At 55.7% G+C, this 15002-nt stretch carries 14 protein-coding genes; 9 read left to right on the plus strand and 5 right to left on the minus strand.

The features are described 5' to 3' along the window. Positions 1–172: 172 nt before the first annotated feature. Positions 173–865 carry a helix-turn-helix transcriptional regulator gene (locus DA915_RS15955; protein WP_107676632.1) on the plus strand — a complete coding sequence of 231 codons (693 nt, stop codon included), beginning with the start codon at positions 173–175 and terminating at the stop codon, positions 863–865. Here the strand turns inward: DA915_RS15955 and DA915_RS15960 are convergent, their stop codons facing one another. Next, positions 866–1390, minus strand: a complete 525-nt coding sequence (locus DA915_RS15960) for a hypothetical protein (protein WP_107676568.1) — start codon at positions 1388–1390, stop codon at positions 866–868. 124 nt (positions 1391–1514) lie between these two features. Here DA915_RS15960 and DA915_RS15965 point away from each other — a divergent pair, with 124 nt between their 5' ends. From DA915_RS15965 to DA915_RS15980, 4 genes are all read left to right on the plus strand, one after another. Next, complete coding sequence (locus DA915_RS15965) at positions 1515–2147, plus strand: hypothetical protein (protein WP_107676569.1); 633 nt, start codon at positions 1515–1517, stop codon at positions 2145–2147. Positions 2148–2277: 130 nt separating this feature from the next. Next, a complete protein-coding gene (locus DA915_RS15970) occupies positions 2278–3075 on the plus strand; it encodes an NYN domain-containing protein (protein ID WP_107676570.1) in 798 nt (265 codons plus the stop codon). A 466-nt stretch (positions 3076–3541) separates the two neighbouring features. Next, positions 3542–4066 (plus strand): GNAT family N-acetyltransferase, encoded by a 525-nt coding sequence (locus DA915_RS15975; RefSeq protein ID WP_107676571.1) that lies wholly within the window; start codon positions 3542–3544, stop codon positions 4064–4066. Between the two features lie 224 nt (positions 4067–4290). After that, on the plus strand, positions 4291–5886 hold the full coding sequence (locus tag DA915_RS15980; protein ID WP_107676572.1) for a hypothetical protein: 1596 nt from the start codon (positions 4291–4293) through the stop codon (positions 5884–5886). A 138-nt stretch (positions 5887–6024) separates the two neighbouring features. Here the strand turns inward: DA915_RS15980 and DA915_RS15985 are convergent, their stop codons facing one another. After that, a complete protein-coding gene (locus tag DA915_RS15985; RefSeq protein ID WP_107676573.1) occupies positions 6025–6267 on the minus strand; it encodes a hypothetical protein in 243 nt (80 codons plus the stop codon). A gap of 335 nt (positions 6268–6602) precedes the next feature. On the opposite strand from DA915_RS15985, the gene DA915_RS15995 reads away from it, so the two are divergent. The 4 genes from DA915_RS15995 (at position 6603) to DA915_RS16010 (ending at position 11485) form a co-directional block, all read left to right on the plus strand. Next, complete coding sequence (locus DA915_RS15995) at positions 6603–9044, plus strand: hypothetical protein (protein WP_153064575.1); 2442 nt, start codon at positions 6603–6605, stop codon at positions 9042–9044. A 9-nt stretch (positions 9045–9053) separates the two neighbouring features. Next, positions 9054–10667 carry a hypothetical protein gene (locus DA915_RS16000; protein WP_107676576.1) on the plus strand — a complete coding sequence of 538 codons (1614 nt, stop codon included), beginning with the start codon at positions 9054–9056 and terminating at the stop codon, positions 10665–10667. A 91-nt stretch (positions 10668–10758) separates the two neighbouring features. Next, positions 10759–10893: a hypothetical protein gene (locus DA915_RS16005; RefSeq protein ID WP_371412718.1), complete on the plus strand. Its 135-nt coding sequence runs from the start codon at positions 10759–10761 to the stop codon at positions 10891–10893. A 103-nt stretch (positions 10894–10996) separates the two neighbouring features. Further along, a complete protein-coding gene (locus tag DA915_RS16010) occupies positions 10997–11485 on the plus strand; it encodes an HIT family protein (RefSeq protein WP_107676577.1) in 489 nt (162 codons plus the stop codon). 56 nt (positions 11486–11541) lie between these two features. Here DA915_RS16010 and DA915_RS16015 read toward each other — a convergent pair whose 3' ends face one another. The 3 genes from DA915_RS16015 to DA915_RS16025 are packed head-to-tail and all read right to left on the minus strand — an operon-like array spanning position 11542 to position 14905. After that, positions 11542–13461: a helix-hairpin-helix domain-containing protein gene (locus tag DA915_RS16015; protein ID WP_244600746.1), complete on the minus strand. Its 1920-nt coding sequence runs from the start codon at positions 13459–13461 to the stop codon at positions 11542–11544. Then, positions 13458–14228 carry a PP2C family serine/threonine-protein phosphatase gene (locus DA915_RS16020; protein ID WP_107676578.1) on the minus strand — a complete coding sequence of 257 codons (771 nt, stop codon included), beginning with the start codon at positions 14226–14228 and terminating at the stop codon, positions 13458–13460. Before DA915_RS16020 ends, DA915_RS16015 begins: the two co-directional genes overlap by 4 nt. Beyond that, positions 14225–14905, minus strand: a complete 681-nt coding sequence (locus tag DA915_RS16025) for a VWA domain-containing protein (RefSeq protein WP_107676579.1) — start codon at positions 14903–14905, stop codon at positions 14225–14227. Before DA915_RS16025 ends, DA915_RS16020 begins: the two co-directional genes overlap by 4 nt. Positions 14906–15002: the final 97 nt, after the last annotated feature.

Genomic DNA, 15002 nt, shown 5'->3' on the forward strand with positions numbered 1-15002 from the left:
TTACCGATGAGAGAATTTCCGAGGGGGAATTTACCCTGCGACGAAATTCAGGACTTCGTTCTTCGGCACATCGTGAACATGACGCTGAAAGGCCAGGGTAAAAACACCCTGTGCGGCATCATGGAATCCGACTATTGGCAGACATCAATTTATGGATTTCATATTTTCGACAATGGCCAAAGAGACACCGTTCAGTGCGGTTACGCGCACGATGATAGACAACTGGCTCCAAACCAGCCCCGAAGATGTCGCCAGGCCGGAGGCAGTTTACAACGACATCCTCGGCCATCTTTCGATCAAGATGCGACTGACCCTGTTCACAGTGACAAGCGACAATCCAAAGAAATGGCACATGAAAGCCATCAGGCATTCCGGGTTCACTTCTCGTATTTTGAACATCAGTAAAATTTTCGCCGACTGTTATGTCGAAGATTTCAAAGACCAGAAATACATGGAAGATGCGGTTATTCCGAGACTTCGCCAGGTCATGGAATCGCAGCAGCCATCCATGGAATTGGTCAAGACGCGGCTATTCGGCGTCAACCTCGGTTATGATCGAATTCTCATCCCGCAGAAAAATACGTCGAGACCGCAATGGGTCATCTCATCGTCCTACGCCCAATTCCTGCTTAGCTCGCCCCAGCAACATGAGAAACTCGATGTCGCCGACGAAGCCATCGTCCAGCTTTTGATAGAAGGGGCCACGGCGAAAGAAATCGCCGAAACGCTGGGGGCGTCGCCACGAACGGTAGAACACCGCATCGAGCGTTTGAAGATCAGGTACGGAGCGCGGAATACCGTGCATTTGATTGCCATGCTCGTGACGGCTCATGCTGAGAAGATGGCGGAACCGACATCCGGATAATCAACCGGTCGATTTCAGTCCTTGGCAATGGTCACTAATCGCAATTGTTGCCTGCGAAAAGTTTTCGGCCGCAATATGTTTTCTTCCGACATCATATATCAGGTCGGGATGCGCAATCTCAATATCGAGGGGATATCCTCTGGCAATAGAAGCAAAAACTGCCCTCGATTGTTCAACCGATAAATCGCTGACGATGCCAAGGATACCGCCTGCGACGAGCTTAGGAACGCCTTCGACTTGCATTTTTTTAACCTCGCCGCCTCTTACCTTGTATGAGATTGCGACTTTCGTTCCGGAGTAAGAGGACAAATCAACCAATTGTGCGTTCGACCGCGTTAAAACCTCAACTGCAAACCACCCATCGGCGCATGTCAACGTGACGGTGGATGAAACACCGTCTTTGTCAGTAGCGATTCCCGTAATCGCGAGGCGGTCTCCGCTGTCCAATCGCGCAAACCATGCTGCGCTACCTGATGTAGCGAACATCATAAATGCGACCAACGTTGCGACGGCTATACGTGTCATCCCCTGGAAACCTCTGTGTTTACCCAAACATCTACTTCGCTTGAACACGCTACTTTAGGAAATGATCGTTGAGAAAATCTCCATAAATTGGGGCGACATTTGATGTCGTTTTCTGGGGGATCGAATGTCTATATTTAAAGCCGCAATTTTCGTGAGCGCCGTGGGTATTTTGTCCGCGGCATCAGCAGGTGCCGTCAAGCCACAAATTGTAAACGCAAAGAATGCCGCGGTTCATACTGATTTCCAATCGAAGCCTTACCTGTCTGATCCAAAGCGCATCTTCTATTGCGAATTGGAATACAGTGCCTATTGGGATGAGGACGGATTTGAATATCATCTCGCTTTCACCTACGGATTGCGATTTCCTCCCGTAACAGAAAAACAGGTCCCGATTCACTTTCTATCGTCTTTCCTATCGAAGACGGACAAGAAGGACGTTGAAACCGTCATTCCCGTGAAAAAGGCATATGTAGGAACGAGTGACGACAACACCTTGGCCAAAGAGATCAGCTCGCACGAGACGGCAGGGCACGCTGCGTTCACTCGGTTCGACAATCCGTCCGTTTTTGGCATGACGTCAGAAATGTCCGAAGATTCCCGCCTATATGCGTACGTCTTGACGTCCACTGGTAGGGTCATCGTCGCGGAGATGGATTTCTCCGCAACAGAAACAGGGATGCCTGGTGATGCTACTCAAGCCCAGTCCTTCGCCAAGTGCGCGGAAAGAGTTATATACCAGTCGGTAGACAAATACTGAATCGGTTCTACGAGGATGGCATCCATGTTGAAGACCCGGCTAAGTTTTTACTCCCTATTCTCAACCTGGAAAGGCACGAAGAAACGTAAAATCAGGATGTCGTGGTCTCGCGACGAAGGAAAGAGTATGTATGGCAACCGACCCGCTGGCTTTACTAATCGATGGCGACAATGCGTCTCCGAAGATCATCTCGGGCCTTCTGGCCGAACTCGCCAACTACGGAACGGCTAGTGTTAGACGAATCTACGGAGATTGGACGAAGCCCAATCTCAATGGTTGGAAAGAGTGTCTCCTAGAGCATTCTATCCAACCCGTGCAGCAGTTTGCTTATACGACGGGCAAGAATGCGACCGACGGCGCGATGATCATCGACGCCATGGACTTGCTCTATACCGGGCGTTTTTCAGGCTTTTGCATAGTCTCCAGCGATAGTGACTTTGCCAAGTTGGCGTCGCGCATCAGAGAGCAAGGTATCACTGTATATGGTTTCGGCGAACGCAAGACGCCTCGTCCATTCATCACGGCCTGCGACAAATTCATCTACGTCGATGTCCTCAGTTCAGTGACCGCAGGCGACGCACCGGCCATCACCCAAGCCAAAGCGGCGGCAAAGCCTAAAGCTTCAGTGTCAAACGGAAAACTCGGGCCAGAAAAGGCTCCTGCATCACAGGGCGTGGCCGCCGGCGGCAAGCTGGACAAAGCCGCTCTGGAGATGCTCCGCAAAGCCGTCGACGCATCAGCGGAAGAAGATGGCCGTGCGAACCTCGCTCGTGTTGGTGCGCATCTAGCCAAGCAGTCACCTGACTTTGACGCTAGGAACTACGGATATGCGAGGCTGAGCGATCTGGCCGAAGCTTCTGGCATACTGGATGTGGAACGAATCGGCGATCACGCCAAGGTCGTCATGGTCAAACTGAGCAGACCTTGACTGCACCGTTGACGTGCATAACTTACGGGGGCGCGCAAACGATGTCCGACCGCTATTCTCAGCTTGGCATGCATTCATGCGCGCCACTCGGCGACGGCCTCCCTTGGTGGCATCGTTCGAGAATGCGTTTGGCTTTGTGAAGGGCAAACGGTGCCGGTAGCGCACTCAGTCTTTGCGAGTCGATCATCTTCTCTAGCTGCATGATAGCCCGTTCCAATGGGCTGACGGTAGTGGGTGTGGGTCGCGGGAAATATCGAGCATGACCCGAGTTGATTGACATCATGTCACCTCATCGGTTGTTGTTATCCCCGGATACATAATGGCAAAGACGACATATACGCGGCGCGGAATTCGACAATCCGCCTTGTGGTAAATGAACGTTTGCGTTCGTTCCGATTTGAAACCCTGGTCAATGCCGCGTTCTGTCCACCAAGGGGGTAATATGGGCAGGAGAAATGGAGGTAGCGTGTCGATCATTCTGACAACGGAGCGACTGTGTCTACGCAGGATCGAGGAGACCGATCTCGTTTCGCTTGGGAGGATATACGCCGACCCCGAATGTATGCGGTTTTATCCGGGTACCAAGTCACCCTCGGAAATCCGCACATGGTTTCAAAAACTCGCGTTCGATAGCTACGACCGACATGGCTTCGGCCTTTGGGCTGTCATCGATACCTCCTCTGAAGAAGTCATTGGCGATTGCGGGATTACACTACAGGAAACCCCCGCGGGTCCCGAGCCAGAAATAGGCTATCATTTATGGCGTGATTTCTGGGGAAACGGTTTCGCAACCGAGGCAGCAATCGCCTGCCGCGACTATGCATTTCACAGCCTCGGTTTACCGAGAGTGGTCAGCATCACGAGCCCCGAAAACATACCATCGCAAAAAGTCGCGCTACGAGTGCACGACAGAGAAGAAGTTTATCGGAAACAGCTCGGGGAAAGCGGCGTCTTTGTCGACCGTTACCTCTACATCAGCGACAAACGGTGATTGGTTCAGCAGAAGAACACTCATCGAATTGCAAGCTCTCGCCGCTGCTAGGGCAGCCGCCTGTTCAACAGCACGAGCCGCGAACTCCGATTTTCCACTCGTGTAAAATTTCCAATCGCCGCCGGCATCTTTGGCGTGGAAATCCTAGCAAAGGCTAGTAGTAAGTCTTAGTCAGAGGTATCTATCGCAGGTTGTTATCAGCGCGGCAGGTTCGGAGGCACCGAATGCATCTTCAACATGGACAACGCGACGAGCCGGTGGAGGGCGAAGAGCTCGATCGACTCGGCGCGATCGGCGAAGGGCATTTCAATGCCCTCTGCTTGCAGGCCAAGCTGAAGTGTAGCACGGTGTTCCCCGACAAGACTGGAAAAGACTTCGTCGTCGAGACATCGTTGCAGCCTGCGACGCCGGAGCGATCCCTAGACAAACGGCCTGCGCCCACGCAGATCATCGCTCAGGTCAAGACAATCCTTGCCAAGAACAGCACCGTACGCATCTCGATGTCGGTCGCCGAGCGCCTCACGAAAGATACCAGGCCGGCGATTATATGCGTTTTCAGGATTGGGGCTGACGACACCATCAAATCGATGGCGATCATACACCTATTGGATGACCAGCTCGCGTCGATCCTCAAGCGCATGCGGCGTGCGTCGACAAGGGGACACGTTCAGCCCCATAAGAATTCGATCTCGATCAAGGTGCCGAATGTCTCATGGGTCGAGGCCTCAAAGACCGAACTCGCCCAGACATTGATGGCGTTGCCTGGCGCAGGCATGGCCGACTATGCAAAGGAAAAGATACGGCAATTGGACGAACTCGGCTTCGACCAGTCGAGGTTCACACTACACTTCAGCGTGACGAGGAGGTCGGAAAATGATCTCGCGGACCAGTTTCTAGGCCTATCCCCCCTATCCGCCGACAACGTCAATCTCTTCGAGAACCGATTTTCGATTCCGCTCCCCGTCGAGGACGCTTCTGGTCCAGGCACCCTGCATTTCGAACCGCACCACGGCCTCCATGGTACACTCGAACTCAAGTCGACGGTCACCGGAACAACGGTGAAGACAATAGCTAGCATTGCGATGATCGGCCCGCCAATCTTGAGCGAAGACAACATCAGGCTCTCGGCGCAAACCCCGCTCGGTCGTATCATCCTTGGCGGCGGCGGATGGACCTACAGGTACCCTGATAACTTTTCTCTGGCCGATCACCACACGGCCAAGACATGGGAGGACTACCTTCTATTCAACGGCATCCTCGCCCGCGGGAGGTTCCGTGTCACCTTGTTTGCAGACGATCGCGAACCGCTCGCCATGGAAGTCGACGAACCGCCGCGAGCCTTCGACAAGTTTGACCAGTACGCAAACCTTGCAGGCCTGGTTCGCAAAATCTTGTCGTATGCCGATCTGGAGGACATAGGGTTTCCGATGGCTCGAGCGCGCGACAAGAGTAGACAATTGAGCTACCTCGCGCGCGTTTTGGAAACGACCGATGGCATGTTCAGTGTCGTGGACGACAGCGAACCGCCCATCGAACTCAAAAGCGAAAAAACGGCCTATGTCTCGGCCCTTGATCTCATGGGCACGTGGGTCGGTGTCTTCTTCCCGATGACGGTGAACACGGAGGACGTCGACGGCATCAGGTCGTTAGTCGGTAAGCAGTCGAGCAAAGCGATAATTGAGAAACTCAACGACGCGAAGCTGGAGGCGTCCTTCGAACGCTTCCGGGAGAAATACTCATCGATCAGTGGCGTGACGTCCATTTTCATCCAAGCGCCGGGCGAATTCTGGTCGTCGAAGGTTGCGATCGTCGTCGACTAACCCACGGCAGTCCAGTTCTGGAGGAAGTGATGGCCCGCTAGACGCATGCGCAGGGTCGTGACAGTAGTTAAAGCACGGATGCCGACTAGCGGCATCTATGTTGCGAAAGAGCCCGCCTAACGCCATTTCCACTCCATCTCACCAAGGTTCTAGCGCCGTGCCGTCCTTGCCTACCCTGATGGCCCTTTCCAGGATGTCAGCCTGCTCATCGTCCATCAGTGTCGTACGCGCTGCGATCAATTCATCGATGTCGTCTCCATCAAAGTAAGCGAGTTCATGAAAACTAACCTTTCGCGTGATCGGCTCGACCAGCTTCATCGCGTTTGTCGACACCATCAGTTCGGTTGGATCATTTTCGCCGCCTTCGTCATGCGCGATCACTACGCGGACGCTTGCGGAATGGCCGCAAGCGGCAAGCTGGACAAAGCCGCGCTGGGAGATGCGCCGTTAGGCCGTCGAGACATCAGCGGAAGAAGATGGTCGTATGAACCTCCCGTGTCGGCGCGCATCGACGCAAGTAACTATGGATATGCGAGACTGAGCGATCTGTTCGAGGATTCCGGCACATTGGATGTAGAACGAACAGGGGGCCAACCAAAAGTCGCCACAGTAAGACTGAAGAAATCCTGATCCCATAGTTGCCGGGTGCACTCTTCCAGCCTACGCGAAAAAGTTGTACATCACTCGTCGGAGCAGGTTGGGATTCGGGGGAATTTTTGTCAGAGCATTGGTTTTCGCCGCGCGATCTATTGGCATCGCATCCATGGTCGTCGGTGTTCTTCACGACATATTCGTTGAGCCTCTCCTTCCTCGAGGCCATCCCGCTGGCGGCCGTCAACAAAAGCTACCGCAACTTCACGGTCGTTACCGATCTCGCCGGATATCGCGCTTCCTTGGCAGATGTCGGCGCAGTTGGAATCGGTCGGGACTACGATCTGGTCACAGTTAAGTGCAAGACCGGTGTGTTTCATCCGAAAATTGGCCTATTCGCGGATAAGGATGGTGAGGTACGCGCTACTGTCGGCTCAGGGAACCTTACATTCGGCGGCTGGGGTTACAACAATGAGGTTCTCGAGGTCTTGAGACCTGGCCGGGACTCCTCGTGTTTCTCTGGACTTGCCGACCTGATCGAGGCGATACAGAAGGAAGCCAGACCGAACGGCCTTCTTGAATGCCTCCGCCCGCCCGACCTACATAGCTTTGTAGCTTTGGCTCGCAAGGCATCGCTCGTCGCGGGCGCGGGGACAAGTCGTCTCCTGCACACGATGGCTGGCCCGCTGACTGAGCAGATCGCGGCACTTGTCCAAGAACTGGGCGGCGCGGAAGAACTTACGGTGGTCTCTCCGTTTTTCTCGGCCCACAACGGTGTCGCTGCGCTGTCCGCAGCCACTGGATGTCAGAAAATCAGCGTGGCCGTTCCGCCGCGAGCGCCGTCGGTGTTCGATTTTGTAGCCGCCGCAGCGGCTGGTTTGAGCGCCCGGCCCGTTTCGTGCGATGAGTTCAACGACGGACGATCCCTGCATTCAAAGGTCTTCGATATCGGCTGCCGCCGCGGTCGCCTCATAGTTAGCGGAAGCGCCAACGCCACTATCCAAGCCCTCGGCACGGCGAACGTAGAGGCTGTTGTCGCTCGCATCCATGACAACGCGCCCCTGTTTGGATGGACGCTCGCGAGTGCCCAGAGTTGCGAGACCACGGGGGAAGAAGCTCCGCAGGAAGAGGAACGCGCCTCATTATCCGTGGAATACGAAAGCGGCTCGATCCGAGGCCGTGTCATGGGCGGTGGAAACCACGCCGGGACCTGGAGCGCGGTGCTGGCATGGGGTGCGCGCAGGGAAACCGGGCCGGACGTGACCATCGACGAACAAGGTAATTTTGCCCTTGGGCCGCCCGTATCGTTCGATCCCGTTCGCGTAGCCTCCTCCGTTCAGGTGATCCTGTCTAGGGAAACGACTGAAATACGTGGTTGGCTCATTTTGCGCGGGTTCATCGACGCGATGAACAGGCGTGGCCCCATCGCGAGATCGATCGGCCGTATGATCGCAGGCCTAGAAACCCTTAACGACCTCACCGCGATCATGGACTACGTGTCAAAAGACCCTCGGGCCTTCGTTGAGGCGGCGGAACGGACTGGGGGCGGCAGACCGGACCGCGAGCAATCGGTCGGCTTGAATATTGCAAATGCCTTCGGGAGTGGAGACGCGCTTTCGCTGTTGGAGGGGACCAGCAAGGGGTCGGGTGTCGTCAGCAATGGCAACGACTTGATCGACGCGCTGGTTCGCATGCTCGCCACGACGCTTCCGGCCGCCAACGACGATAGCGGGGACGATGCCGACGACGATGACGTATCTCCCGAAAACCCGTCAGTTAAGCGGGCGAAGGGATCAGGCAGGAACACGGGAGGCGAACAGCCCAAGAGGGTGAAGCCACAGGTCATGGAACTGGCCTTTAGCCGCCTATTCGAAGAGGTGACGCGCGTTCCGGGACCGTCCCGCAGTCCTGGCCTCTTCCTGATCTTCGATATGATCGCCAGGATCGCACCGCGCAGTTCGCTCGGCGAGGAGCTTATCCCTCGATTGTTGACGAAGTGGCTGCAGGCCGTTGCGGGATCGAGACCAGCTGATGTCGATTTCTCCGGGCTGGATGAATGCGTGGCCGTAACAGTATGCAGATTGGCTATCGGTGACCCCACCAAGAGCCAGGATATGCACGCATATCTTCAGGCTTGGAACGGTGGCGAGGTGAATGAGGAGTTTTCACTGCGAGGCGAGCCGACCGCCGGAAGACTCAACGAGGCGGCACTCGCACCGGGGACACCCCAGGCTCAGTGGTCCGACGCATGGTGGACCATCCTCGGCACCAGAACGCCATGGAACCGAATGAACGATCTCCGGAAGGCTCTGGAAACAAAGGATGGCCCGTACGTTTCTCCGGAGGGAGCCACAGTCGATGAAAAACGCGTTATTGCCCGATATTCGGCGCGGCAAGGTCGAGACGACCGTATTGTGTGGTCGCAAGTGAAGTCGTCCGATAAACCCGGTTGCTCGCGGTGCGGGCTGCGTTTCTCGGGCTATAAGGCCAAAAAGTTCAAACATACCCGACTCGCGATGTGTGAAAACTTCACATGCGGACGTCTCGTCATAGACGTGTCACTTTAGGAGCGCGTGATGAAACTCTCCGACATAGACAGGTTGATGGACGAGAAGTCTGGTGTCCGGATCGTCTCCGACCTTCAGGTCGATGAAAGCGGGGTCGATCCGATCGGTCTAAGGCAGATCAACCTTGATCTCATGGATCACGTGGCTCCGGGCATCAACAACGTCACCCAGCACGTGCGATATTATACCTTCATGTCCTGGGCTGCGTGGAAGGCAACAACTCAGGCGGCATCCGAAGGTGTTGACGATCCCAAGGTCATCAGTGATCTGATGGAGCGATACGAAGCGTTCTATGCTTGGTCCCACTTCCTAGACGACCGCCCGTTTCGCGGATCGGTGTCCTTGAAACGGACTATCGCGCGAACGCCTGATGGTGGGTCATTCCTTTTCGAAGGTAAGGTATGGGACGAATACAAGCGAACCCGCACGAATATCATGGCTCCGACGGAATACGGCCCCTCTATCAAGGCCCTGCGATACCTTAGTCTTGACGAGAGTGTCGTTCCGGACCAGGTGATGCCTGCGGTTCTTGATTTCGAGGGGCGCGTGCAGAAGGTACTGTCTCCGCATCTGTTCGCTGTCACGCCGCCATCGGTCAGTGCCTCCGATATCGAGGATTTCGCGAAAGAGCTTTCGGTTGATGACTCGTCAGAGGTCGAGCGTCGGGTTTTCCGCTTGATGTTCCACTCTATAGGTGGCGCGGATGGCGCGTCGTTAGCGATGCGCCGACGCAAGGCGACTATCGACTACCTGGTCGGGGTACTCAAGGAGCTCGGACCATCCAGCGAAGACGAGATTCGCAGGCGGTTCGTCGAGAACAGATTGCCAGCCGCACTGGAAGGCGATAGCGAGGGTATAGCCCTTTCCGCCATCATGCTGTCGTATCTTCAGGCTCGCCAGCTTCAGAGGCTCGCCACGGAGGCAATGTTGCTCTGGACCGAGCGCGTGCTTTCGGAAGAAAGCGAGGGCGGGTTGCCGCGGGCCGTTCCAACGGAGGAACTGGTCGAACGAGCCGATGAGGCCGCCGCTGATTTCGATGAAGCGTATAGCGAAGCCGCGACCGTTGGTGCTTACGTGGACTCGATCGAGATGGCGGGCCGAGGGGCCGGTTGGCCAGCGAGTGCTGCACGAAAAGGGACAGCGGTTATTGATCTCATGGGTGCCCTTAAAGAGGCACAACGTCGGGACATTACCCGAATTCCAGGCCTAGCAGTCCGCAGCCTGGCTGTCGTGAAGTCGGTCGTCGACGCGCTTTCCCCAATCGACATCCCGCAAGCGCATCGAAAGGTACTCGACGGGCGGCCCGATCGTTTGCCGATGTACCTCATGGCGAAGCGCCTCCAGGCGATATCGGGAAGACCGCGCGCATCCATTTGGACGGAGATTATCGAGGCTTGGGTGATCGGACAGCATGTGCATTGGTCCGCGGTCCGTGGCGGCGACGGCAAACAGCGGCTCCGTATTGGTTTGGAGGGCGCTGGATGGATGCGGGTCAGAAAGCGGGGAGCGGGAAATTTTGTGCCGACGCCAGATCGGCTTTACACGATGCTCGCCCTGTCAGCTTCTTCCGGGATCATTCGACGGACAGACGAGGGTCGTTTCGCCGTTCACAACCCAACCTGAGCACCGCATCTTGTTATGAGGCTCGGCTGTCTTCCTCAGTCTTGTACCGCCCTACGCGGTTGTCGGCGGAAATCCAGCATCTATTATCCGAATGCGTTATCCCAGCGAAGTCATCGACGAACTGCTTCGTCTCGCCTGGTGGGACTGGCCGATCGAGAAAATCGAAGCCAACCTGGCGGCGCTCAGCAGCGGTGACATGGCTACGCTCAGGCTGGCCTACGGGTGAATGTTCGGCATTTCCATCAGCGGCAAACGGCTCCTTCTGCCCCAACTGGATTGCGCCGTACACCAGACGTTGCGGCCACAAGCTGCCCTGATAAATTAATGTGATGACCCAGGATATTCCACCGCACCTTCATATCGCCCGAAATGCTCATTGGTCTATAAACCATCGTGTCAACTCGGCGCTTCCCGGCTATCTCATCATAGCTTCGACGAAAGCCACGAACGATTTAAGTGATCTTTCCGTCGAGGCGCTAAGCTCGATGGGGCGGGTCTTCGCGGTTGTTCAGCGTGCCTTGAAGAGCCTGGGCGCGACCAGGATTTACATCGGCCGCTACGGGCATTCCCTGGGGTATCCGATCCATTTCCACGCTATTCCAATCTATGAGTGGGTCGAAGACCTCTTCTGGGCGGATCACCGCTATAGAGTCCTCCAGCAACTCTCGAACGGACCAGAGGACACGCAAACTGACGGCGCAGAGCTCTCATTGTTTGTATGGCGGGAATTCTGTGAGCGGCCTGATCCGCCACTGATCAGGGGGCCGTCTGTAGCAGAGGCCATCGCGACACTACGTCAGACAATTCAGTTCTCGTGAGGTAATAGGCGGCTTCGGCTTCACGCCACCTAGTGGCAACATTTCTCATATTTTTTCTATCCCAGTCGACCGCTGTCCAACTCTGCCTGTTTCAAGCGCCTATATGCGGCCACGAGCTCGGGAGGTGGATTTTCTCGCAGTCGGGTGGCCTCGTCGATAAGGCGTTGCAGGTCAGCAGGAGCCTTGATCAAGTCGCGTTCAAGCTTCGCGCGCTGTTTCACGATGTCATTTTTGACGTCTCGGATCGCTTGGGGATCGGTCGGAATATTGGCGTTGAACACAAATTTCTGTTCAACCGACTTCGACCACTGCCTGAGTTTTTCCTGCATGGCGGGGCCGAACCCGGGGATGTTCGTAATCCGCCTGGACTTCACATCCCAAGCAGTTTCCACTCCAAAGGAAGCGAGTGTTGCTTTACGCCCTGGGCCAATACCAGCGACCTTTGCCCGGTCGAGCAGATGCGATTCCAGATACTTACGCATTTGCAGATCGCGTTTCTTACGCTCGAGTTCAGCAAGCTTATCCTTCTCTCGCTGAGGAAGTCCGGCGTGAGCTGACGCCAGCCTAAGGTAGTGGGCTTTCTTTTCCTCGAACTGCTCAGGCCCGGCTCGCTTTTCCCATATCTGTCGCTTACTGTTCCACTCGGTGGTACTGGCCCTCAGTTCAGCTACAAACGGTCCCTCGTCGCCCTTGGCGGAGAAAAAATACATGAGAGACGCACCGGCGATGATAATACCGACCAGCCCTTGAATCGCCGCCGCTACGTAAAGACCAACACCGCATCCCACGAGCGCGGCAGCCATGCTCATCGCTCGGCCGCTCTTCTTCGATTTGGCAGCGTCAGATACCTTGAGGTCCCGCATCGGCGGCATGATATTTTCGGCGCTGGGTGGGCGAGGCGGTGAACTTAGCCGACTGATCCGAGTGATGATCTCACCGATGTTGGTCATAGAAGTCGGCGTGATCAACTGCGCTGCAAACAGCGATCTGCCAATTCCATGCTCCAGCTTGCACCACGGACAGCTGGCCTTGCTTTTGTGGTAGTGATGCGATCGATCGATCCCGCATACAACAAGGTTCGACTGCAGGCGGTCGATGACACCGACCCAATCCACTGGCGATGGCCTCCCACTACCCGCTTCAGCTTTGCTGGAGAATGCGAGTTCAAATGCATCTCGCACCTCGTCACCGAAGTCATCCAGCGCGGGGACGTATGGTGGCGGTTCCATTCGCGTTTCCGAACGTCTGGCACTGTACGCAAAACGCCTCTGCGAAATGGCGGTCTTGATGTCCATATCCCCGCCACCATGGTAGCGTCCGGAATAAGGGTGTCGGCCGAGGAAGAGGAGTTGGAAAAGCAATACTGCCAACCCGAAGGCATCATGATTGGTCGTGCGATCTGAGCTTTCGAACGATATACCCTGCAATTCTGCCGGGGTATATTCGGCAACGCCGACCAAGGAACGATATGTGCGGCGGCTGTCCCTGAACTGAAAGGAGTCGCTGTCGATCAGAGTGACGAGCGCTTGGGTGGAAACTAGAATGCCTGAATGGTTGATGTCGCCGACGACACACCCCGACTTATGGGTGCTGGCTATGGCTGCTGACAGGTTGTACGCGGCGCGGACAAGAAAACGGACATCTGCGGTCGGAAATTCCGCACGGCGGCTTCCCGGTCCATAGAGATCATGAACCGTTTTGAAGCCTGCCGCCTTCTTCATTGTGAAGCCTGCGAACTTTCCGTTCTGTCTGGTCACGACCTCAAGCGGGTATGCGACATAGGCACTTGTGCTGGATAGTCCCGCTGCTACCATTGCCACGATCTTCTCGTGACGTTCAGGTGCCTTCCCATCGTTGTAGATTTTGACGGCGATGTCAGAGCTACCCGAAATATTATAGACGGCACCTTCGCCACCTTTCCCGAGCAAAGGACCAAGGATCAACTTCTTCCCGTTGGCGAAAAACGTATCGCTCACAGACGGGCTCCAAGGATCAGTGTTTTGTCGTCATCGGTCCGTTCACAAACCGCTGGGCTGGACAGATAGCTCTGGAGAGCTGTCGACAGAGCGGCATCCCGACCTGGGTTCGATAGCGCCATCACCGGCTTCACCATTCTTTCGAAGAAGGGGGTATGCGGAGTACGATTGGCGAAATCGAGCACCATGCGTTCGATTCCGTCCGAGAAGATTGCAAATGCCGAGATAGGACAATCCATCGCCACGAAGTCGAGCCTGGGTTGGGGATCATCCGTGATGAAGCTGGTCGTAGAGGCGTATTCGCCTTGATACGGCCAGGATGGGACGGACCACGTCTCGCTGTTGGAATCTTTCACCACAACGGCCCCGTCACCCACGTGGATGATTGTCACGCCCGAGCTATCGGCAATGATCACGATGATGGTGGCGGCGAAGTCTCTCGGCTTTAATCTGAGGCGCTCGGCTTCGGCATTGATCCTATCTCGGATGGCGTCCAACCACTCCCATGTCGTTTCCTCGCCGAGTTCTGAGCGCGGCGACTGACGAAGAAAGTCGCGAGCCATCCGCAACAAGGTGATCGATGCGATCTTCGATCCGACATCCGCATGGCGCGCACTGCCTGCGCCATCGGAAATAACGGCTATGAAGACGGGGCCGTCAGGACCGTCGACCTCATTTGCGCATCCGTAATCCTGACAGGGCAGCCCTGTTTTCTGGTGCGAGGTGCCTTTCGATCTAGCACCCGCCCAACGCCACGCACCTGTCATGCAATCGAGGCCCACCCATCAGGAGCAGCTGGGTTGGACAAAGGTACGGCATCCCCGGGGTTCGACTGAGAGACTGAACTCAACGAGCTGGACAACCAGCTGAACAGGTCGCGGAAGCGCATGTCTTTGAGAACAAGGGGTTCGCGAACGCTGATCTTGGAGAGGATTTCGAAATTCGCCCCCTCGACGCCAACAGCAAAGAAACTGAAGGCCTTCTCGGCCTCACCAGACTTCACGGCCTGGGCGGCGTTCTGCCAGCTATCGGTCGGCCCGCCGTCTGTGATCAGGAAAACCCACGGGCGATAATACGAAATACCGTTCTGTCTGTAAGAATTCTTGCGCTCGCGGAGCATGTTCAGCCCCTCCTCAATCGCACGTCCCATGGGCGTATCGCCCTGATCGCGCAGTTCAGGCGCTATCCAGCTCTGTACGCCCGTGAAGTCGTTCACGACGGTGACAGGACCGAAGGTGACCAAGCCGACTTCCACACGTTTCGCTGCGAGGGAATCGGCGAAAAGTTCATCTCGGAACTGGGTTAGGCCCTCGTTCAGTTCCCTGATCGGTTTTCCTCGCATAGAACCCGACACGTCTAACAGTAAAAGGCATGGGCAGCGTGGTTCTGGGTTGTCGATGAATTCTGCGCCGTCAAAGGGCTGCTGTTCGAATGGATTGCTCATGAATCACTCCCAACTTCTATTGGTCAATTCATGATTGCAGGCCGTCAAGAAAACAAGCGCGATCATTATTGGATAAGAATATTCCACCGGGGCCATG

It is taken from the genome of Agrobacterium sp. LAD9 (genome assembly GCF_003031125.1).
In the GTDB taxonomy this organism is placed as follows: Bacteria; Pseudomonadota; Alphaproteobacteria; order Rhizobiales; family Rhizobiaceae; genus Agrobacterium; species Agrobacterium radiobacter.

Coding starts and splice junctions, on each gene's coding strand:
- DA915_RS15955 (WP_107676632.1), top strand. CDS start 173: ATGGCCAAAGAGACACCGTTCAGTGCGGTTACGCGCACGATGATAGAC.
- DA915_RS15960 (WP_107676568.1), bottom strand. CDS start 1,390: ATGACACGTATAGCCGTCGCAACGTTGGTCGCATTTATGATGTTCGCT.
- DA915_RS15965 (WP_107676569.1), top strand. CDS start 1,515: ATGTCTATATTTAAAGCCGCAATTTTCGTGAGCGCCGTGGGTATTTTG.
- DA915_RS15970 (WP_107676570.1), top strand. CDS start 2,278: ATGGCAACCGACCCGCTGGCTTTACTAATCGATGGCGACAATGCGTCT.
- DA915_RS15980 (WP_107676572.1), top strand. CDS start 4,291: ATGCATCTTCAACATGGACAACGCGACGAGCCGGTGGAGGGCGAAGAG.
- DA915_RS16000 (WP_107676576.1), top strand. CDS start 9,054: ATGAAACTCTCCGACATAGACAGGTTGATGGACGAGAAGTCTGGTGTC.
- DA915_RS16005 (WP_371412718.1), top strand. CDS start 10,759: ATGCGTTATCCCAGCGAAGTCATCGACGAACTGCTTCGTCTCGCCTGG.
- DA915_RS16010 (WP_107676577.1), top strand. CDS start 10,997: ATGACCCAGGATATTCCACCGCACCTTCATATCGCCCGAAATGCTCAT.
- DA915_RS16020 (WP_107676578.1), bottom strand. CDS start 14,228: ATGACAGGTGCGTGGCGTTGGGCGGGTGCTAGATCGAAAGGCACCTCG.
- DA915_RS16025 (WP_107676579.1), bottom strand. CDS start 14,905: ATGAGCAATCCATTCGAACAGCAGCCCTTTGACGGCGCAGAATTCATC.